Source organism: Paracoccus alkanivorans (genome assembly GCF_003697785.1).
Lineage (GTDB): Bacteria > Pseudomonadota > Alphaproteobacteria > Rhodobacterales > Rhodobacteraceae > Paracoccus > Paracoccus alkanivorans.
This window is the reverse complement of the sequence record NZ_QOKZ01000005.1, coordinates 156,107-173,926: the sequence shown is the minus strand read 5'-3', so window position 1 is coordinate 173,926 and position 17,820 is coordinate 156,107. Positions and strand designations below refer to the sequence as shown.

Sequence of the window (17,820 nt, the reverse complement as noted above, 5' to 3'; positions counted from 1 at the left end):
ACATGACCCATACTGTCGAGAAAATCGGCGGCACGTCCATGTCGCGGGTGAATGAGTTGCGCGACACGCTGATCATCGGAAACCGCAAGGGGGCCGACCTTTACGGACGCATCTTTGTCGTTTCGGCTTTCGGCGGGATCACCGATCTGCTGCTGGAACACAAGAAATCCGGCAAGGCCGGGGTCTATGCGGCCTTCGCCAGTTCGGATTCCGATCACGGCTGGCACGAGGCTCTGGACCGCGTGTCGGACGCGATGGTCGCGGCGCATAAGGCGGTGCTGGATCACCCCGGCGATATCGAGCGCGCGGATGCCTTTGTGCATGATCGCATCCTTGGCGCCCGCAACTGCCTGATCGATCTGCAGCGCCTGTGCACTTACGGCCATTTCCGCCTGTCCGAGCATATGCTGCAGACGCGCGAGCTGCTGTCGGGACTGGGCGAGGCGCATTCGGCTTTCGTCACCGCGCTGATGCTGCAACGCGCCGGCGTGAATGCCCGTTTCGTCGACCTGTCGGGTTGGCGCGACGAGGGCGATGTGAGCCTGGACGAGCGTATCGAGGGCGCGATGAAGGATATCGATCCGGCAGCCGAGATGCCCATCGTCACCGGCTATGCGCAATGTGCCGAAGGGCTGATGCGTGAATTCGACCGTGGCTATTCCGAGGTGACCTTCTCGCGGTTGGCGTCGATGACCGGTGCACGCGAGGCGATTATCCACAAGGAATTTCACCTTTCCTCGGCCGATCCGAAGCTTGTCGGGCAGGATGCCGTGCGTAAGCTGGGCCGGACGAATTATGATGTCGCCGATCAGCTTTCCAACCTTGGCATGGAGGCGATCCATCCCAAGGCCGCCAAGACGCTGCGCCAGTCCGGTGTGCCGCTGCGCGTGACCAACGCTTTCGAGCCCGAGGACCCCGGCACGCTGATCGATGACCAGCCCGCAGACGGGCCGAATGTCGAGATCGTGACGGGCCTCGACCTGTTCGCACTGGAACTGTTCGAACAGGACATGGTCGGTGCCAAGGGCTATGACAGCGCCGTTCTGGATATCCTGACCCGGCATAACGTCCGCATCGTCTCCAAGGTCTCGAACGCCAATACGGTTACGCATTACGTCGACAGCTCGTTGAAGGTGCTGCGCCGGGTCGAGAAGGACTTGGTGGAGCGCTATCCTTCGGCGCGGGTAACGTCACGCGCGATTTCGATGGTCGCTGCGGTGGGACGCGACCTGAACGGGCTGGCGGTGCTGAGCCGCGGGCTGAATGCGCTGGCCGATAACGGGCTGGAGGCGATCGGCGCGACGCAGGGACCGCGCCCCGTGGATGTGCAGTTCATCGTCGAGCGCGAGGTGATGCAGCCGGCGATCAAGGCGCTGCACCATGCCCTTATCGAGAATTCGGACAGTGGATTGCTGAAAGCAGCCTGAACAGCGGATTCCCGCCCCGAAATTTATCCCGTAGATCAGGGAGATGGCCGGACGATCATCGTCTTGTACGATCGTCCGGTCGGCATGCGGCATGCGCCTTGTTATCCCTGAAGCTGCCTTCCTGAATGCACCGGCGACGGGTTCGCTGCCCAGAAGCGCATCGCGTTTACATCATTCTGCGGATTGCGAGTCCTCTTCCTCGATGGCGCGCAGATTGTGGATGGTTGTGGTCAGGTGAAGGGTCATGGCCTGCCGCGCCTGTGCCTTGTCCCGGGCGAGCAGGGCTTTGGTGATTCGGTCATGTTCCTCTATCGCGATCTCCCGCCGGCCCTGTTGGCGCGAACAGCGGAAACGGGCCTGGTAAAGCTGATCGTCGATCAGTTTATGCGTCTGCACCAATGCCGGATTATGGCTGGCGGCGACGATAGAGCGGTGAAAGGCGATATTGGCGTCAAAATACTTGAAGTCACTGGAATCAGCCACCGCCTCGCACATCCTGTTATGACTCTGCTTTATACTGGTTAACTCGGCGTCGCTGGCGTTTTCTGCGGCCAGTTCGCACCCAAGTGCTTCCAATGCTCTGAGCACCTGCACGAGATCTATGATCGCATCGAAATCCGGGTTGGCAATCGACAGGCGCCCGGTTTCGCTGACGACGATCAACCCTTCGCCAACCAGCGTCCGGATCGCCTCACGCGCCGGGGTGCGCGAGATGCCAAGCTGTTCCGAGACCTCGCGCTCGGTGACGGAACTGCCCGGGACCAGCACATTGCGCAGGATCAGTTTGCGCAACTTTGTCGCCGCGCGTTCGGACAGGGATGTGCGTGTAAGTCGGGCGGAACGGGGTAATGGCTTTGTATTCATGTGCATCGGATTCCTGAAACTCGTCCGGCTTATCTACTTAGAACTGCGCAGTAAACCAGTCGAACCCGTCAATCGCAGCACATCTGCGCAACATAAATGATGATTAGCCGGTATGGTGCCTTCTGTCGACAACCGGATCGTCCTCCTGAGCCGGAAGCAGGTAATATCGTTACTGTTTCGGCGATATTGCTTGCTTAATATGAGGCGATGGATTAATTCCGCCCTGCCTCGGTTTCGGGCGATTTGCCCGGTGAAAAGGGAACGCGGTGTGAATCCGCGACTGCCCCCGCAACTGTGAGCGGTGAGCGAGACCGGAGAATGCCACTGTCTGCGAATACGCCGATGGGAAGGCCCGGCCAAGCTGCGACCCGCGAAGTCAGGAGACCTGCCGATGCGATCACCCTGAGTGCATGCGAGGGGCATGCGCGAAACGGTTCTTCCGTCGTGGTGGTATTCGCCGTCCGAAGGAAAGACCCCTCCGGACAGACCGCATCCCGCCCCGCAAGGGCGTCCGGAGGGAATACATCCGATGAGACAGCTTGCCATTCTGGCTGCGACCACTGCCGTTACGGCCCTGCCCGCCATGGCGCAGGATGCTTTTGTTCTGCCTGAAATCACCCTGACTGCAAACCGCGAGGCGACCGAACTCAGCCGGTCGGGCAGCTCGGTGTCCGTGCTGACGGATGACGCGTTGATTGCCCGCACCGGCCAGCCGATCGCGCAAAGCCTTAGCCGGTTGCCGGGGGTCTCATTGCGTCAATCGGGCCCGCTCGGAACGACTGGATCACTGCAATTGCGGGGCGCGCCAGCGCAATATCTGCCGGTCATCATAGACGGGATCGACGTTTCCGATCCGGCGGCGGGGCAGCCCTATTTCGATATCGGCGGGATGACCGGTGCGGGAATCGGGCGGGCAGAGCTTTTGCGTGGCGCGCAATCCGCCCTCTATGGCTCGCGCGCGGTGGCCGGGGTGCTCAGCCTGCAATCGCTGCGTCCGACGCAGGATGGCGTGCAGCACAGTTTCGCGATCGAGGCGGGCAGTTACAACACGGCTCTCGCCAATTACGGCGTGACATTCAGGCGGGGCGGGACCGATCTGGCTTTCTCTGCCAGTCGCATTCACAGCGACGGATTTTCCGCCACGGACGATAATGACGGCAATTTCGAGAATGACGGTTTCGATGCCGCGCGCCTGAATTTCTATGCCGCGCAGGAGTTGCAGAACGGCGTGACCATAGGTCTCAACGGCTTCTGGGAAAAGAGCGAGGGCGAATTCGACGATTTCGGTGGAGATATAGGGAGTACGCCCGGAGATGATTACAACGAACGCGAGTCCTACGGTCTGCGTGGCTTTACGACATTCTCGGCCGGTGCAGTCGATCACGAGCTGGCACTGACGCGATATCATATCGACAGAACCAGTTGGCAAAACGGGCATGGTGATCCTTTCGTTGGCACCCGCACGAAATTGTCCTGGCAGGGGGCGACAGATCTGGGGGCATCCGGAGCGCGCGTGATCTTTGGCGCCGATACCGAGAAGGAAAAAGCCAGGGGGCATGGCGAAACCCGGCTGTCGGGCGTGTTTACCGAAGCTTCCGCTCCGCTCGGGGATCGTGTCGATATCAGCGTCTCGTTGCGGCGCGATGATCATTCCAGCTTCGGCGGTTTTACATCAGGCCGCTTCGCCGCTGTCTATCGTGCCGATGACGATCTGCTTTTCCGGGCCGCTTTCGGCAACGGTTTCCGCGCGCCGTCGCTTTACGAGTTGTTCGGGCCTTACGGCGATGCGGAGTTGCAGCGTGAAGAAAGCAGGACCGCCGAGATCGGGGTGGAGAAGCTGTGGGGCGAGGACAGCCATCTGCGTGCCACCTTGTTCTGGATGGAGGCGGATCACCTGATCGGTTGGGATGATCGCGACACCCCGGACGACTGGAATGACGATGGCTATGCGCAGGTGGAAGGCAAGGCGCACCGCAGGGGGCTGGAACTCGATGGACGCTATGCATTCGGCTTGGGACATGCGGTGACGGCGGCTTATACCTATACCGATAACGACGTGGCCTCGGAATGGGCAGAGGTTCCCGCCCACAGCCTGAGCCTTGGCTTCGAGACGCGCTTCGCGACCGGCACCACGGCGGCGATTGCGTTGCAGCATATTGCCGGCCGGCCGGAGGATATGGATGATTTCACCACGGTTGACCTGTTGCTGAGCCATCCCCTGCACGACAGGGCAGAGGCTTACCTGCGCTTGGAGAATGTCTTTAACGAGCAATATCAACTGACCGAGGGCTATGGCACTCCGGATCGTTCACTCTATGCGGGGCTTCGTGCGTCCTTCTAGGATCATTGCTGGCTGGCTGGCGGCGATGCTGATCGCTGCCGGCGCACCCGTGACTGCCGCCCCGCAACGGGTCGTATCGATGAACCTGTGCACCGATCAGCTTGCCATGTTGCTGGCGGCAGAAGGGCAGTTGATCTCGGTCAGCCACCTGGCGCGGGATCCACGCATGTCGGCCATGGCCGAAACCGCCGCAAATTATCCTGTCAATCACGGGCGGGCTGAGGAAATCTATCTGCTGCGCCCTGACCTGGTTATCGCCGGTCAGTTCGAATCCGGGCCGACCTTGCAGATGTTGCGGAGGCTGGGCATTCGCGTCGAGGTGCTGCCGCCAGCCGAAAGCATTAAGGCGATCCGCAGCGGGATTACCCGTATGGGCGAACTGCTGGTTCGCGAGGATGCCGCCGCCGATCTGCTTGCCGGTTTCGACCGCGAACTGGCGCGGGTCCGCAGCGACCACTATCGGGGAAAGGCGGCACTTTACTATGCGAACGGGATCACCTCGGGGCGGAACACGCTGGCCGGAACCATCCTCGACGCAGCGGGGTATGAGAATATCGCCGGTGACTATGGCGTCGATAGCACGACCGGATTGCCGCTGGAACTGGTCGTCATGGCACAGCCTGACCGGCTGATCACCGGGGCGAAATGGCCGGGACAGTCGCGCTCAGAAGCGATCCTGGATCATCCGGCATTGAAAAAGCTGGCACCCGATACCGCCGAGGTCACCGATCGCGATTGGGTCTGCGGCACACCCTTTATCCTGCGGGCGATCGAGGCGCTGCAATGAGACCGCTTTTCGCTATGCTGATCCTTGTGACGGCGATGTTGTTCGCAGCTTCGCTGATCACCGGCCCGGCGGGGCTGAGCGTCGTCGATGGCCTGCGGGCGCTGTTGCTGGGCGGCGAAGGACCGATGCCGATCGTCATGCGCGAGATCCGCCTGCCGCGGGCGGTTCTGGGGCTGGTCGTCGGGGGCGGACTCGGGCTGACAGGTGCGGCGATGCAGGGTTATCTGCGCAACCCCCTGGCCGAGCCGGGGCTGATTGGTGTCTCGGGCATGGCCGCATTGGGGGCGGTGCTTGCCATCCAGACCGGGCTGTCGCTGAGTGCTGCCATGGCATTGCCGCTTTCGGCGTTGCTGGGGGCAGGGATGGGCGCGGGACTGTTGGTTGCGCTGGCTGGGCCGCGGGGCGGCTCGGTCACGCTGATCCTTGCGGGAATTGCGATTTCGGCGCTGGCGAATGCGGGAACGGCGCTGGTCCTGAACCTGTCGCCCAACCCCTATGCCGCCAACGAGATCGTCTTTTGGTTGATGGGATCGCTCGCCGATCGCTCGATGCTGCATGTTTGGCTGGTCCTGCCGCCCATGGTCCTGGGGGCGATGCTGATCTGGACCACCGCCCGTGACTTGGATGCGCTGACACTGGGGGAGAATGCGGCGGCGGCCATGGGTGTCTCGCCCACGACATTGCGTTGGCGGCTGGTCGCGGGGGTTGCGCTGATCGTCGGCCCCGCCACAGCCGTGGGCGGGGTGATCGGATTTGTCGGGCTGGTCGTGCCGCATATCCTGCGGCCATGGGTCGGTGCGCGGCCCTCGGCGTTGCTGCCCGCCTCTGCATTGGGGGGGGCGGCGCTGGTTCTGGCTGCCGATATCGCGGTGCGGCTGATCCTGCCCGAGCGGGATCTCAAGCTCGGCGTGTTGACCGCGATCGTCGGCGCACCGCTATTCCTGCACCTGATCTGGAAGACGCGCAGCGGAGGGCGGATGTGATGTTACTGGAACTGCGCGAATTATCCGTCATCCGCCGTAACCGCGAGGTCTTGCGTGATGTCGGCCTGTCGATTGCCGCCGGAGAACTGGTTGGGTTGATCGGCCCCAACGGCGCGGGGAAATCGACATTGATGGAGGCGGCAATTGGGCTGATTCCCTTTTCCGGCGTCTCGAACCTTGCCGCGATGGATGCGACTGCCCGTGCCCGCGCGGCGGCCTATCTGCCGCAATCGCGCGAAATCGCATGGCCCGTCAGCGTCGAGGATCTGGTTGCCCTAGGGCGCATACCGTGGCCCGGCAGTGGACGCAGCTCCGAGGATCGCAAGGCGATCGAGGCGGCGATGACCCGCATGGGGCTGGAGCCTTTCCGGCACCGCACCGCGCTACGCCTGTCGGGCGGCGAACAGGCTCGCGCCCTTATCGCCCGGGCATTGGCACAGGAAGCTCCGCTGCTGATTGCGGATGAACCCGTGGCGGGCCTTGATCCGGCGCAGCAACTCGCCTGCCTGCGGCTGTTCCAGGGACTTGCGGGCGAGGGGCGCGGGCTGCTGGTTTCGATCCACGATCTTGGGCTGGCGGCGCGGTTCTGCAGCCGTCTGGTGCTGCTGGCCAAGGGACGGATTCTGGCCGATGGCAGCCCCGATCACGTATTGCGCGACGAGGTGATCCGGGAAGCCTTCGGCATTACCACCCGGCGCATTGATACGCCCGACGGCCCCGCCATCCTGCCGATCTGACACGATACCCGGCGAGCGATACCGACCGGATCTTCGAGTGCCCCGAGGCTGGATCAGCCCGGAACACTGGAAGCATCTGTTAATCGTGCGATGGTCAATTCCCTCCGAGAATGCCGTTCAGTGCCCGGCTCAGCGCGTCATCGGAGCCGGATGAGGTCGACGATCCTTCGGTTTGCGGTGCATTCCCGGTGATCTCGGTTGGTGCCGTGACAACCCGTCCACCCTGATTCTGCGCCTGCCGCTGGCTTTCGGCGCTCTGCATCGCACCCGCCAATGCAGCCGCAAGCGGATCGTCGGGGGAGCCGGATGTCACCACTTTCGGGGTGTTTTCCCCGCTTGAGACGATGATGCCGCTGCCATCGGGCGAAACCGTCGAGAGCGGAAGTTCGGGCAGGCCCTTGTGGATGTCGGTCATCACGGCTTGCCAGATTTCGGCCGGAAGACCGCCGCCGGTTACCTCGGTCAGCGGGGTGTTGTCGTCGTACCCCATCCAGACACCGGTTACATATTGCTCGGAGAACCCGACGAACCACGCATCACGATAGCTGCTGGTCGTGCCGGTCTTTCCTGCGACCGGGCGGTCGCCCAGCTTGGCGCGCGTGCCGGTTCCCGACTGGATGACCTGCTGCATCATATAGATTAGCTGGCCGGCAGCGCGCTGGCTGATGACCCGTTCGCCAAAGCCGCCAAGCTGCCCCATCAAGGGCCTCTCATCGCCCTTGATGGTCAGTTCGACCAGACCGTAGGGCGCAACCGAAGTGCCGCCATTACGGATGCCCGCATAAGCGCCGGTCAGTTCCAGCAGGGTTGCCTCCGATGCGCCGAGACCGAGCGAAGGGCTGGTGGTGAGGTTGCTGACGATGCCGAAATCATGCGCCACTTGCCTGACCGCCTCGCGCCCCACCGCCTCTTGCAGGCGGATGGTCGCCGTGTTCAGCGAGCGCTTCAGCGCGTCGGTGAGCGTGACCGAACCGTAATAGCGGCGCGTGTAGTTCTTGGGCGACCATGGCTTGCCGCCGGGAATACTGATGGTCAGCGGCCCGTCCTGCACGATATCCGAGGGCGAATAACCTGCCTCCAGCGCAGCGCCATAGACGAATGGCTTGAAGCTGGAACCGGTCTGCCGTTTCGCCTGGATCGCGCGGTTGAAGGCACCGTTCACGGTCGTATCGCGCCCACCGATCATGGCCCGGACCGCGCCGTCGGCGGACATGACGACCACCGCGGCCTCCACCTTGCTGCCATCCTTGAGCTTTTCGTTGAAAACGCGTTTCAGAGCCTGTTCGGCGGCCTGTTGAACCTTCTGGTCGAAGGTGGTCTTGAGCGTGACATCCTCGGTCGTCTCGCTGGTCAGGAAGCCGGGGCCGGTATCCATCACCCAATCGGCGAAATATCCGCCCGCACGGGCGGCGGCGGCCTGGGACAACTGCGCCGGGTGTTCCTTTGCCTGAGCGAATTCCTGATCTTCCAAATAGCCCTGTTCATGCATCAGGCCCAGCACCACATTTGCACGGTTCTGGCTGCGTTCCAGACTGGCGGTCGGAGCGAAATAGCTGGGCGCCTGCAGCAACCCCGCCAGCATCGCGGCCTCTGCCGCGTTCACATCCGATGCCGGCTTGTTGAAATAGCGCTGGCTGGCAGCCTCGAAACCGCGCGCCCCGGCACCCAGGTAAGAGCGGTTCATATAGATGTTCAGGATGTCGTCCTTCGAATATTTCGCCTCGAGTGCGAATGAGAAGGGCACTTCCTTGACCTTTCGCCACAAGCTGGTGACGCGGCAATCCTGTTCGAACTCGGCCTCGTTCTTCCAACGGATCGGATCGAAGGTTTCACCCAGGCACAGAAGTTTTGCCACCTGCTGCGTGATGGTCGAGCCGCCATTGCCTTCCAGGGGACCGCGACCCTCGGCAAGATTGATCTTGATGGCGCTGGCGATGCCGCGGGGGCTGATGCCCAGGTGGCCGTAGAACCGGCGATCCTCGGTCGCGATGACGGCATGCTTGAGCACCGGGGCGATCTGGTCGCTGTTCACCGTGCCGAAAGTTTCGCCACGCCAGGCAAAGACCTTGCCATGACGATCGAGCATCGTGACCGAACCGCGTGCGCGTGCGTCGAAAAGGGCCTGTGGTTCGGGCAGGCCGCTATAATAATAGGCGGTGGCGGCGCCGATGATCAGTGCGACCACCATGGCAAGGCGCCATACGGAGCCCCACAGGACTCGCCATATCAGGCTGACTATGCCGGCGACGCTACGCAGCACCACATTGCCCTTGCGTGATTGCCGGCCGCGATTTCCCGCCTTGCGGCGCGGCTTGGACGGGGTGCTGGCCGGGGGCTGAGTGCGCTTGTCGGCAACCGGGCTGCGGCCCGTGCGCTTTGGAGTGCCGGTTGGTCGTTTCATGCCTGCTTTTGCCTGCTCGTTGCGGAGCCGTTTCGTGACGGCCAATTGATGGATGAACATCATACATGAGAAACTTTGAACATGGAATTGCACTGACCAACCCGTGATCGGCGCGAGCGGTTCCAATAGCGCGAAATTCGCAGGCGTTGCAAAACGATCGGGCAGAACATCAAGCTCGCGAGATAATTTCTGCATGATTTGGGCGCAATCAGGAAAGAAATTGCCTTTGAAATAGGCATTTCCTGTTTCGCCCTGCCGCAGATTGCCCACAGTCTTGTCGAAACGGCGTCCGATTGCCGATCACGATGCGGAAGGCAGCCGGTCCGGCGGCTTTAAACGCAGACAGGTGAATGACATGAGAAAAACTTCCCCGTTAATCGCGGCAATGGCAATCCTGGTTGCCCTGCCAGCCGTCGCGCAGGATGCGGCCGCCACGGGGGCAGCTCCCGCAGTCAGCGCGGATGTGGCCTATATTTTCAATACGTTGCTGTTTCTGATCGGAGGCTTCCTCGTGATGTGGATGGCGGCGGGTTTTGCCATGCTGGAGGCCGGCCTCGTCAGGTCCCGGAACGTGACGACCCAGCTTTTCAAGAATGTCTCGTTGTTCGCCATCGCGGGCCTCATGTATTGGCTGATCGGCTATAACCTGATGTATCCGGGAGACGATGGCTGGACCGTGCCGGGCGTGATCGGGCAGATCTTCAGTCCCAAGGCGATCGACCCGGTTGCTGCGGGCGATGCTTCGGCCGGGTATTCGGCGGGATCGGACTTCTTCTTCCAGTTGATGTTCTGTGCAACGACTGCCTCAATCGTGTCGGGGACGCTGGCCGAGCGGGTCAAGCTCTGGCCCTTCATGATCTTTACCGTATTGCTGACCGGGGTGATCTATCCCATCGAGGCAAGCTGGGAATGGGGCACGGGCTTTCTTGACCAGATGGGCTTTTCGGATTTCGCGGGCTCTACCCTGGTTCACGCCACGGGCGGTTTCGCGGCGCTGGCCGGCGCGATCATCCTTGGTCCGCGCAGCGGCAAATACCGCGCCGATGGCCGGATGCAGCCGATGCCTGGCTCGAATCTGGCGCTTGCGACCCTTGGAACCTTCATCCTCTGGCTCGGCTGGTTCGGCTTCAACGGAGCCTCGCAACTGGCCATCGGCTCGGTCAATGATGCCGCCGATGTCAGCCGTATCTTCGTGAATACCAATATGGCCGCCTCGGCCGGTGCCATCGCCGCCATCGGCGTGACGCAGGCCCTGTATGGCAAGATCGACCTGACCATGGTGCTGAACGGGGCGCTGGCCGGGCTGGTCGCGATCACCGCAGAGCCGCTTTTCCCGTCCATCTTCGGTTCCATCCTGATCGGCGCCGTGGGCGGTGCGATCGCGGTTCTCGTGGTGCCGATGCTGGACAGGTTCAGGATCGACGATGTGGTCGGCGCGATCCCGGTCCATCTTGTTGCAGGCATCTGGGGGACACTGGTTGTGCCCGCCTCGAATCCCGATGCCAGCTATATCACCCAGCTTGTCGGCGTGGCGGCCATCGGTGCCTTTACCTTCGTGCTCAGCTTCGTGATCTGGACCGTCCTCAAGGCGACGATGGGTATTCGGGTCGACGAGGAGGCCGAGATCAGCGGGCTGGATATTTCCGAGATGGGAATGGAAGCCTATCCCGATTTTGTTCAGGCAAAATAACAGGAATTCACAGTCTCTTCCCGGAGAGGGGCGGGCCGGGAAACCGGCCCGCCTTTCTGTTCAGGACAGCTTGAAACGAAAATCTCAGGCGACCCGACTGACGACGAAGTCTGCAAGATCCGACAGCATTCCGCGGATCGCGTTATCAGGCAGCGGTGCAAGAGCGGATCTTGCGCGCTCGGCCCATCTCAGGGCATCCGCCCGCGCAGCCTCCATCGCGTTGTGCCGGGCAAGCAGGGTCAGCGCGTGCTCCAGATCGCCATCGCGCTGATCCCCGGCCTCGATGCAGCGCGACCAGAATGCGCGCTCCCGGTCATCGGCCCTGGCAACTGCCTTGATCACCGGGAGCGTCAGCTTGCGTTCGCGAAAATCGTCGCCGATATTTTTTCCAATGGTTTCAGTCGCGCCACCGTAATCCAGCAGGTCATCGACGATCTGGAACGCGATTCCCAAGGCATCGCCGTAATCGAACAGCGCCTGCACCTGCTCTGCCGGAGCGCCTGCGATGACGCCGCCCACCTCGGTCGCGGCCGAAAACAGCGCAGCCGTCTTGCCGCGCACCACTTGCAGATAGATCTCCTCATCCGTGCGAAGATCCTGGGCGGCGGTCAGCTGCAGCACTTCCCCCTCGGCAATCGTGGCACTGGCATTGGCCAGGATTTCCAGCGTCCGCAGGTTGCCCGGCTCGACCATCAACTGGAAACTGCGCGCGAACAGGTAATCACCAACCAGCACCGAGGATTTATTGTCCCACAGCAGATTGGCCGTCGGCCGCCCGCGCCGTTGCCGGCTTTCATCGACGACATCGTCGTGCAGCAGCGTCGCCGTGTGGATGAATTCGACCGTCGCGGCAAGGTGTATGTGATACTCGCCCGGGTAATCCAGCAGCTTTGCCGCCGCCAGCGTCAGCATCGGGCGCAGCCGTTTGCCGCCGGCCTCGATCAGATGCGCCGTGACCTCGGGGATGCGTGGCGCGTGACGACTGGACATCCGCGCGCGGATCAGCGTGTTCACTGCATCCATCTCGGCCGATAAGGTCGACGCGAGCTGGTCCAGCGGTTTCAGAACGTTTTCGTTCACACCCATGGCCATACCCCATTTCTGGTTCAACGCATTGCCACGCCATCGACAATTGCGCAACCGCCACATATCCTTTTGCCGATGAAAGAGCTTTTTCGTAGCACCGATCCCGTCAGGATATCCAGAGCCGTCGACCTGCTGGAGCAGGAAGGCATAGCGGCCTTCGAAATGGACCGGCATATGAGCGTGCTGGACGGTTCGCTCGGGATCCTGCCGCGGCGGGTCATGGTCGCGGATCGTGACGAATTCATGGCCCGGAGCATCTTGCGGGACGCGGGACTGGATGAATGAGTTGCGCGAAGACGGCTTTCTTGGTGGGCGCCTGCGGATAACGCAGCCGTTGCGGGGTTATCGCTCGGGCGCCGATGCCGTCATGCTGGCTGCGTCCTGTCCCGCGCAGCCGGACGAGAGCGTGCTGGAACTGGGCTGCGGGGCAGGTGTTGCCAGCCTGTGCCTGGGCTGGCGTGTTCCGCGTTTGCGGCTGACCGGATTGGAGCGGCAGGAGGATTACGCGGAACTGGCGCGTCGTAATGCCGCGAGGAACGGGATATCACTACATGTCCTGACCGGTGATCTGGGGGCCATGCCCGCTGAACTGCGGCGGGAGAGCTTCGATCATGTAATCGCCAATCCTCCCTATTTCATCGCCGGCACCAAAGCCGGGGATGCGGGGCGAAACCTGTCGCGGCAAGAGGACACGCCGCTGGTCGGATGGATCGATGCGGCCTTGCGCAGGTTGCGGCCGGGCGGGATTATCACCCTGATACAACGCGCTGATCGGCTGGATGCAGTCCTCAGCACCTTGCAGGGGCGGGCCGGAGCCATCGCGATCCTGCCGGTCGCCGCCCGGCAGGGGCGCGAAGCAGGGCGCATCATTCTGACCGCGCGGAAGGCCGCCCGCACGCCGCTGCGCCTTTTGGCACCCTTTATCATGCATGACGGAGCGCAGCACTGGCTGGATGGAGAGGATTTTTCCAGCCAGGCCTCGGCAGTTCTCCGCGAAGGAGCGTCAATGGTTGAGTATTTTGCGAAAGAATCGTGACAGAATCAGAGTTCTGTGCTGCAATCCGTAATGTTCGACACCCACACAGAGGAGGACGCGATGTCGGTTGCTTCCCACGTTGAAGAGCTTCGCAAGAAACATCAGAACCTGTCAGATGCCGTGGAAAAGGCGCAGAAGAGCCCGGGCACCAGCGATCTGGAGATCACTGCGATGAAACGTGAAAAGCTGCGCCTCAAAGAGGAAATTTCCCGGCTGTCGCACTGATTCTGCTGAACAGTGGCGCTGAAATGACATCGGCCCGCACCATAGGTGCGGGCCGTGCTTATTGGTTCTGATTGCCGGTCAGACGAAGAATTGGCCGCCATTGGCGCTGATGGTCGAACCGGTGATGAATCCTGCATCGTCCGAGGCAAGAAATACCACGGCGCGCGCGATTTCCTCGGGCTCGCCCAAGCGGCCGACCGGAATCTGAGGGATGATCCGTTCGTTCAGCACCTTTTCGTCGATGGCACGAACCATCTCGGTGCCGATATAGCCGGGGCAGATCGCGTTGACAGTGATGCCTGCACGTGCACCCTCCTGCGCAAGCGCCTTGGTAAAGCCTAGATCACCTGCTTTTGCCGCCGAATAATTCGCCTGGCCGGCCTGACCCTTTTGCCCGTTGATCGAACTGATATTGATGACCCGGCCGAATTTGCGGTCGCGCATGCCACCCCAGGTCGTATGAGTCATGTTAAAGACGCCGGTCAGGTTGGTGTCGATAACCTCTTTCCACTGCTGAGGGGTCATCTTGTGGAACATCGCGTCGCGGGTGATGCCGGCATTGTTGACCAGCACCGTGATCGGTCCCAGCTCCTCCTCGACCTGCTTCACACCGGCGGCGCATGCATCGTAATCGGCGACCGACCATTTATAGGTCTTGATGCCGGTTTCTTCGGTAAAGCTCTTCGCCGCGTCGTCATTGCCGGCGTAATTGGCGGCGACGGTATATCCTGCTGCCTGCAGTGCCTTCGAGATCGCCGCGCCGATACCGCGTGAACCCCCGGTGACCAATGCTGTTTTAGCCATTCGTTCCCCCCTTTGCGTTGAACCGTCTTGAAATCTTGCTATCGAATTAGAGATCTGCGCGCAAGATAATTGCGCGCAGATTTTTTCCGGGTCAACGTTCGAGGCACATGGCGACGCCCATGCCGCCACCGATGCACAATGTGGCAAGACCTTTCTTGGCATCGCGGCGTTTCATTTCGAACAGCAAGGTGTTCAGGATACGGCAACCCGAGGCGCCAATCGGATGACCGATCGCGATCGCACCGCCATTCACGTTAACAACCTCGGGGTTCCAGCCCATGTCCTTGTTCACGGCACAGGCCTGCGCGGCAAAAGCTTCGTTGGCTTCGACCAGGTCCAGGTCTTCGGCCTTCCAGCCCGCCTTTTCCAATGCCTTGCGGCTGGATGGAATGGGGCCGGTGCCCATGATGGCAGGGTCGAGCCCGGCGGTCGCATAGGATGCGATCCGTGCCAGAGGGGTCAGGCCACGGCGATTCGCCTCTTCCTCGGTCATTACCATGACGGCGGCGGCGCCATCGTTGAGGCCGGATGCGTTCGCGGCGGTGACCGAACCGTCACGGGTAAAGGCCGGACGCAGTTTCTGCATGGCTTCCAGCGTCGCGCCGTGGCGGATATATTCATCCTTGTCCACGACGATATCACCTTTGCGAGTCTTGACCGTGTAGGCGGTGATCTCATCGTCGAATTTCCCGGCCTTTTGTGCAGCCTCCGCCTTGTTTTGCGATGCGACGGCGAATTCGTCCTGCTGTTCGCGGCTGATGGACCATTTCTCTGCCACGTTTTCGGCGGTTTGTCCCATATGGTAGTTGTTGAACGCGTCCCAGAGCCCGTCGCGGATCATCGTGTCGATCATCTGCATATCGCCCATTTTCTGCCCCGCGCGCAGATAGGCGGCATGTGGCGCGAGCGACATGCTTTCCTGGCCACCCGCCAGCACGATATTCGCATCCCCGAGAATCACCTGCTGTGCGGCCAGTGCGACAGCGCGCAGGCCGGAACCGCAGACCTGGTTGATCAGCCAGGCGGCGGATTCCTGCGGCAGACCGGCATTGATATGTGCCTGGCGCGCCGGGTTCTGTCCCTGGGCTGCCGTCAGCACCTGACCAAGGATGGTTTCACTGACCTCCGCCGGGTCAACACCAGCACGGGAGACGACCTCCCTGAGGACGGCTGCTCCCAGGTCATGCGCGGGAACATTTGCGAATGAGCCGAGGAAACTGCCCACCGGTGTGCGGGCGGCGGATACGATTACGGCTTTGGTCATGTCGGGCTCCTTCCGATCGACGCCGGGATTTCGGCGAGTCGAACTAAGAATGCGGTTTCATGCCTTGACGTCAAGTTAATCACCGTGATGCACCCTCGGGCAATGCCGGTAATGGGCCCGGCGCTTTCCCACTCAGCGCCGAGTCGCGAAGGGAGGTGATTTCCATGGCGGAGTGATGGTTGGTGCGCCGAAATAATACCCCTGCAGGCAATCGATCCCCATTTCGATCAGGAAGGCCGCGTCATCGGCTGTTTCCACCGATTCAGCAACGGTGAACATGTCGAAATGATGGGCGATGGACTGCAATGCGCGCGTCAGAACCTGGTTGTCAGGATGTTCGGCGATCCGGCGGATGAACTGGCCGTCGATCTTGATCATGTCAAAGCAGAAATCGCGCAGATAGCGGAACGATGTATAGCCCGCCCCGAAATCGTCCAGAGCCAGGCTGACGCCATGCCGCTGGATCTCCTGCATGAATTCGTTCACCTGTTCGGGCAGCTCCATTGCCGAGCTTTCGGTGACCTCGAGGATCAGCCTTTCACCCAGATGCGGATCACTGCGGATGCCTTCGCGCAGGATGCGTTTCCACTTCGGATAGCCGATGGATCTTGCCGACATGTTCACGGCCAGCCGCAATGTCGGGGTTTCGGCCAATGCCTGCAACCCCAGGGACAGCGACAGGCAATCGATCTGGCGCCCCAGTTCCGTGGTTTCCGCGATAGGCATGAAATCCTTCAGCGGGACGATACGGCCGGTATCATCGATGATCCGTATCAACCCCTCGTAAAAGGCCGTTCGCTGCGGCCGGCCCGCCTGCACGATAGGTTGATAGGCAAGCAGGCCGCTGCCCCTTTCCACTGCAGAGCGGACCAGGGAAAGGGTGATGCGGCTTTGCTGGTTGATCGCATAGTCCAGCGGTGAGCCCATGGGGGAGTTCGCTTCACTCACATCGGCCTCTTTTTCCATAGGGGTGGCTTGTTCCACAGGGATGGCTTGCACTCCGGGCATGATTGCCTAACTTGGCGCAAACCGGTGGAAAATCTGGACTCGGGGTTAACGACGCATGGACAAGAGATGTGGCTGGTGCGGCGATGATGCCCTGTATGTCGCCTATCACGACACGGAATGGGGAGTGCCGGAATATGACTCGCGCGCGTTATGGGAGAAACTGGTGCTCGACGGTTTCCAGGCGGGGCTGAGCTGGATCACCATCCTGCGCAAGCGTGACGGATTCCGCGAGGAATTCGAGGGTTTCGACCCCGAGCGCGTGGCCCGATGGGACGATGCGCGGATAGAAAAAGCACTGCAAAATCCAGGCATTATACGTCATCGCGGCAAGATCTCTGCCACGGTGCGTGGAGCGCGGCTCTTTCTGGAGATCGAGCAGGGCGAGGGGTTCTCGCCCTTCCTGTGGTCATTCGTGGGCGGCAGCCCAATTCAGAACCGATTTGCGACGCTGGCAGAGGTGCCGACCGATACCGCTGAATCGGTCTCCATGTCCAAAGCACTGAAAAAACGCGGCTTCAACTTCTGCGGGCCGGTCATCACCTATGCGTTCATGCAGGCGACCGGAATGGTGAACGATCACCTCACGGATTGTCCGCGCCACGCTCAGGTCAGGGCGCTGTCAACTGGCGGATAACATCCTTGGCGGCATCGCTCGACCAGTCCGCATCGCCCACGAGCCGGGCGACCTCGTTGCCGTCGCGGTCGATCAGCACGCTGACCGGAAGCCCGACCACTCCCATGTCGCGCGCCAGCTTCTGCTTGGGATCCAGCAGGACGGGCAGGTTCTCGACACCGGTTTCCTCGAAAAATTTATCTATTTTCTCGGGCGGGTTCCGGCCTGTCGCGATGGTCACGACCTGGAAATCCTCTCCGCCCAGCTCACTCTGGAGTGCGTCCAGCGATGGCATCTCTTCGCGGCAGGGCGCGCACCAGGTCGCCCAGAAATTCGCCAGAATCACCTTGCCCTTGTAATCGGCAAAGCTGTGCGTGCCGCCGTCCCGGTCCGTAAATGTGGTTTCCGGTAGGGCGGGCGCGTTTTCGGACGGGACCAGCTTGGCCAGCCCACCATCCTTGGCGGCCTGCCAGTCGATCTCGCCCGCGAACGCGGCGTTTGCACCTAAAACCAGTGCCGTATAAAGCAGGACTCGACGCAGCATTTGACCTCCG

17 protein-coding genes and 1 riboswitch are annotated in these 17,820 nt (G+C 61.6%); of the genes, 10 read left to right on the top strand and 7 right to left on the bottom strand.

Translation table 11 applies throughout. The annotated features are described in order from the left end of the window. Positions 1-2 precede the first annotated feature (2 nt). The gene (locus C9E81_RS14195; protein WP_122113016.1) at positions 3-1,427 is read left to right on the top strand and encodes an aspartate kinase; all 1,425 of its coding nucleotides are present in this window, start codon (positions 3-5) and stop codon (positions 1,425-1,427) included. Positions 1,428-1,598: 171 nt separating this feature from the next. Here the strand turns inward: C9E81_RS14195 and C9E81_RS14190 are convergent, their stop codons facing one another. Beyond that, the gene (locus tag C9E81_RS14190) at positions 1,599-2,291 is read right to left on the bottom strand and encodes a GntR family transcriptional regulator (protein WP_279432717.1); all 693 of its coding nucleotides are present in this window, start codon (positions 2,289-2,291) and stop codon (positions 1,599-1,601) included. A gap of 212 nt (positions 2,292-2,503) precedes the next feature. Beyond that, positions 2,504-2,698, top strand: a riboswitch (cobalamin riboswitch). Between the two features lie 122 nt (positions 2,699-2,820). Here C9E81_RS14190 and C9E81_RS14185 point away from each other — a divergent pair. Genes C9E81_RS14185 through C9E81_RS14170 form a run of 4 tightly spaced genes read left to right on the top strand, consistent with a single transcriptional unit; the run spans position 2,821 to position 7,139 of the window. Then, complete coding sequence (locus C9E81_RS14185) at positions 2,821-4,632, top strand: TonB-dependent receptor plug domain-containing protein (protein ID WP_166461919.1); 1,812 nt, start codon at positions 2,821-2,823, stop codon at positions 4,630-4,632. After that, the gene (locus C9E81_RS14180) at positions 4,619-5,419 is read left to right on the top strand and encodes an ABC transporter substrate-binding protein (protein WP_243698662.1); all 801 of its coding nucleotides are present in this window, start codon (positions 4,619-4,621) and stop codon (positions 5,417-5,419) included. The genes C9E81_RS14185 and C9E81_RS14180 overlap by 14 nt, the downstream gene beginning before the upstream one ends. Continuing rightward, positions 5,416-6,402, top strand: a complete 987-nt coding sequence (locus tag C9E81_RS14175; RefSeq protein WP_122113012.1) for a FecCD family ABC transporter permease — start codon at positions 5,416-5,418, stop codon at positions 6,400-6,402. Before C9E81_RS14180 ends, C9E81_RS14175 begins: the two co-directional genes overlap by 4 nt. Beyond that, a complete protein-coding gene (locus tag C9E81_RS14170) occupies positions 6,399-7,139 on the top strand; it encodes an ABC transporter ATP-binding protein (protein WP_122113011.1) in 741 nt (246 codons plus the stop codon). The genes C9E81_RS14175 and C9E81_RS14170 overlap by 4 nt, the downstream gene beginning before the upstream one ends. Positions 7,140-7,233: 94 nt before the next feature. Here C9E81_RS14170 and C9E81_RS14165 read toward each other — a convergent pair whose 3' ends face one another. Continuing rightward, positions 7,234-9,540, bottom strand: coding sequence for a transglycosylase domain-containing protein (locus tag C9E81_RS14165; RefSeq protein ID WP_122113170.1), 2,307 nt, complete (start codon positions 9,538-9,540; stop codon positions 7,234-7,236). A gap of 355 nt (positions 9,541-9,895) precedes the next feature. On the opposite strand from C9E81_RS14165, the gene C9E81_RS14160 reads away from it, so the two are divergent. Further along, positions 9,896-11,230: an ammonium transporter gene (locus C9E81_RS14160; protein ID WP_122113010.1), complete on the top strand. Its 1,335-nt coding sequence runs from the start codon at positions 9,896-9,898 to the stop codon at positions 11,228-11,230. A gap of 84 nt (positions 11,231-11,314) precedes the next feature. On the opposite strand, the gene C9E81_RS14155 is transcribed toward C9E81_RS14160, so the two are convergent. Continuing rightward, the gene (locus C9E81_RS14155; RefSeq protein WP_122113169.1) at positions 11,315-12,316 is read right to left on the bottom strand and encodes a polyprenyl synthetase family protein; all 1,002 of its coding nucleotides are present in this window, start codon (positions 12,314-12,316) and stop codon (positions 11,315-11,317) included. 75 nt (positions 12,317-12,391) lie between these two features. Here C9E81_RS14155 and C9E81_RS14150 point away from each other — a divergent pair, with 75 nt between their 5' ends. From C9E81_RS14150 to C9E81_RS14140, 3 genes are read left to right on the top strand one after another with little or no spacing between them, the layout of a single operon-like run. Further along, entirely contained in the window at positions 12,392-12,601 is a 210-nt protein-coding gene (locus C9E81_RS14150; RefSeq protein WP_122113009.1) for a putative signal transducing protein, read from the top strand. Beyond that, a complete protein-coding gene (locus C9E81_RS14145) occupies positions 12,594-13,352 on the top strand; it encodes a tRNA1(Val) (adenine(37)-N6)-methyltransferase (protein ID WP_122113008.1) in 759 nt (252 codons plus the stop codon). The genes C9E81_RS14150 and C9E81_RS14145 overlap by 8 nt, the downstream gene beginning before the upstream one ends. Positions 13,353-13,412: 60 nt before the next feature. Continuing rightward, the gene (locus C9E81_RS14140; RefSeq protein WP_122113007.1) at positions 13,413-13,577 is read left to right on the top strand and encodes a YdcH family protein; all 165 of its coding nucleotides are present in this window, start codon (positions 13,413-13,415) and stop codon (positions 13,575-13,577) included. A gap of 78 nt (positions 13,578-13,655) precedes the next feature. On the opposite strand, the gene phbB is transcribed toward C9E81_RS14140, so the two are convergent. The 3 genes from phbB to C9E81_RS14125 all read right to left on the bottom strand — a co-directional run bounded on the left by phbB (position 13,656) and on the right by C9E81_RS14125 (position 16,611). Further along, a complete protein-coding gene (gene phbB, locus C9E81_RS14135) occupies positions 13,656-14,381 on the bottom strand; it encodes an acetoacetyl-CoA reductase (RefSeq protein ID WP_122113006.1) in 726 nt (241 codons plus the stop codon). Between the two features lie 91 nt (positions 14,382-14,472). Beyond that, entirely contained in the window at positions 14,473-15,645 is a 1,173-nt protein-coding gene (locus C9E81_RS14130) for an acetyl-CoA C-acetyltransferase (protein WP_122113005.1), read from the bottom strand. A 132-nt stretch (positions 15,646-15,777) separates the two neighbouring features. After that, on the bottom strand, positions 15,778-16,611 hold the full coding sequence (locus C9E81_RS14125; protein ID WP_122113004.1) for an EAL domain-containing protein: 834 nt from the start codon (positions 16,609-16,611) through the stop codon (positions 15,778-15,780). 97 nt (positions 16,612-16,708) lie between these two features. On the opposite strand from C9E81_RS14125, the gene C9E81_RS14120 reads away from it, so the two are divergent. Beyond that, positions 16,709-17,287 (top strand): DNA-3-methyladenine glycosylase I, encoded by a 579-nt coding sequence (locus tag C9E81_RS14120; protein WP_122113003.1) that lies wholly within the window; start codon positions 16,709-16,711, stop codon positions 17,285-17,287. Here C9E81_RS14120 and C9E81_RS14115 read toward each other — a convergent pair. Beyond that, positions 17,262-17,810 carry a TlpA family protein disulfide reductase gene (locus C9E81_RS14115; RefSeq protein ID WP_122113002.1) on the bottom strand — a complete coding sequence of 183 codons (549 nt, stop codon included), beginning with the start codon at positions 17,808-17,810 and terminating at the stop codon, positions 17,262-17,264. The two genes, C9E81_RS14120 and C9E81_RS14115, sit on opposite strands and share 26 nt — an antisense overlap. Positions 17,811-17,820 lie beyond the last annotated feature (10 nt).

What these genes read in the sequence shown, in the direction of transcription:
- C9E81_RS14140 (WP_122113007.1), top strand. Translation starts at nt 13,413, where the DNA reads ATGTCGGTTGCTTCCCACGTTGAAGAGCTTCGCAAGAAACATCAGAAC.
- C9E81_RS14155 (WP_122113169.1), bottom strand. Translation starts at nt 12,316, where the DNA reads ATGGGTGTGAACGAAAACGTTCTGAAACCGCTGGACCAGCTCGCGTCG.
- C9E81_RS14185 (WP_166461919.1), top strand. Translation starts at nt 2,821, where the DNA reads ATGAGACAGCTTGCCATTCTGGCTGCGACCACTGCCGTTACGGCCCTG.
- C9E81_RS14150 (WP_122113009.1), top strand. Translation starts at nt 12,392, where the DNA reads ATGAAAGAGCTTTTTCGTAGCACCGATCCCGTCAGGATATCCAGAGCC.
- C9E81_RS14130 (WP_122113005.1), bottom strand. Translation starts at nt 15,645, where the DNA reads ATGACCAAAGCCGTAATCGTATCCGCCGCCCGCACACCGGTGGGCAGT.
- C9E81_RS14175 (WP_122113012.1), top strand. Translation starts at nt 5,416, where the DNA reads ATGAGACCGCTTTTCGCTATGCTGATCCTTGTGACGGCGATGTTGTTC.
- C9E81_RS14195 (WP_122113016.1), top strand. Translation starts at nt 3, where the DNA reads ATGACCCATACTGTCGAGAAAATCGGCGGCACGTCCATGTCGCGGGTG.
- C9E81_RS14145 (WP_122113008.1), top strand. Translation starts at nt 12,594, where the DNA reads ATGAATGAGTTGCGCGAAGACGGCTTTCTTGGTGGGCGCCTGCGGATA.
- C9E81_RS14125 (WP_122113004.1), bottom strand. Translation starts at nt 16,611, where the DNA reads ATGGAAAAAGAGGCCGATGTGAGTGAAGCGAACTCCCCCATGGGCTCA.
- C9E81_RS14160 (WP_122113010.1), top strand. Translation starts at nt 9,896, where the DNA reads ATGAGAAAAACTTCCCCGTTAATCGCGGCAATGGCAATCCTGGTTGCC.
- C9E81_RS14190 (WP_279432717.1), bottom strand. Translation starts at nt 2,291, where the DNA reads ATGAATACAAAGCCATTACCCCGTTCCGCCCGACTTACACGCACATCC.
- C9E81_RS14120 (WP_122113003.1), top strand. Translation starts at nt 16,709, where the DNA reads ATGGACAAGAGATGTGGCTGGTGCGGCGATGATGCCCTGTATGTCGCC.
- C9E81_RS14115 (WP_122113002.1), bottom strand. Translation starts at nt 17,810, where the DNA reads ATGCTGCGTCGAGTCCTGCTTTATACGGCACTGGTTTTAGGTGCAAAC.
- phbB (WP_122113006.1), bottom strand. Translation starts at nt 14,381, where the DNA reads ATGGCTAAAACAGCATTGGTCACCGGGGGTTCACGCGGTATCGGCGCG.
- C9E81_RS14165 (WP_122113170.1), bottom strand. Translation starts at nt 9,540, where the DNA reads ATGAAACGACCAACCGGCACTCCAAAGCGCACGGGCCGCAGCCCGGTT.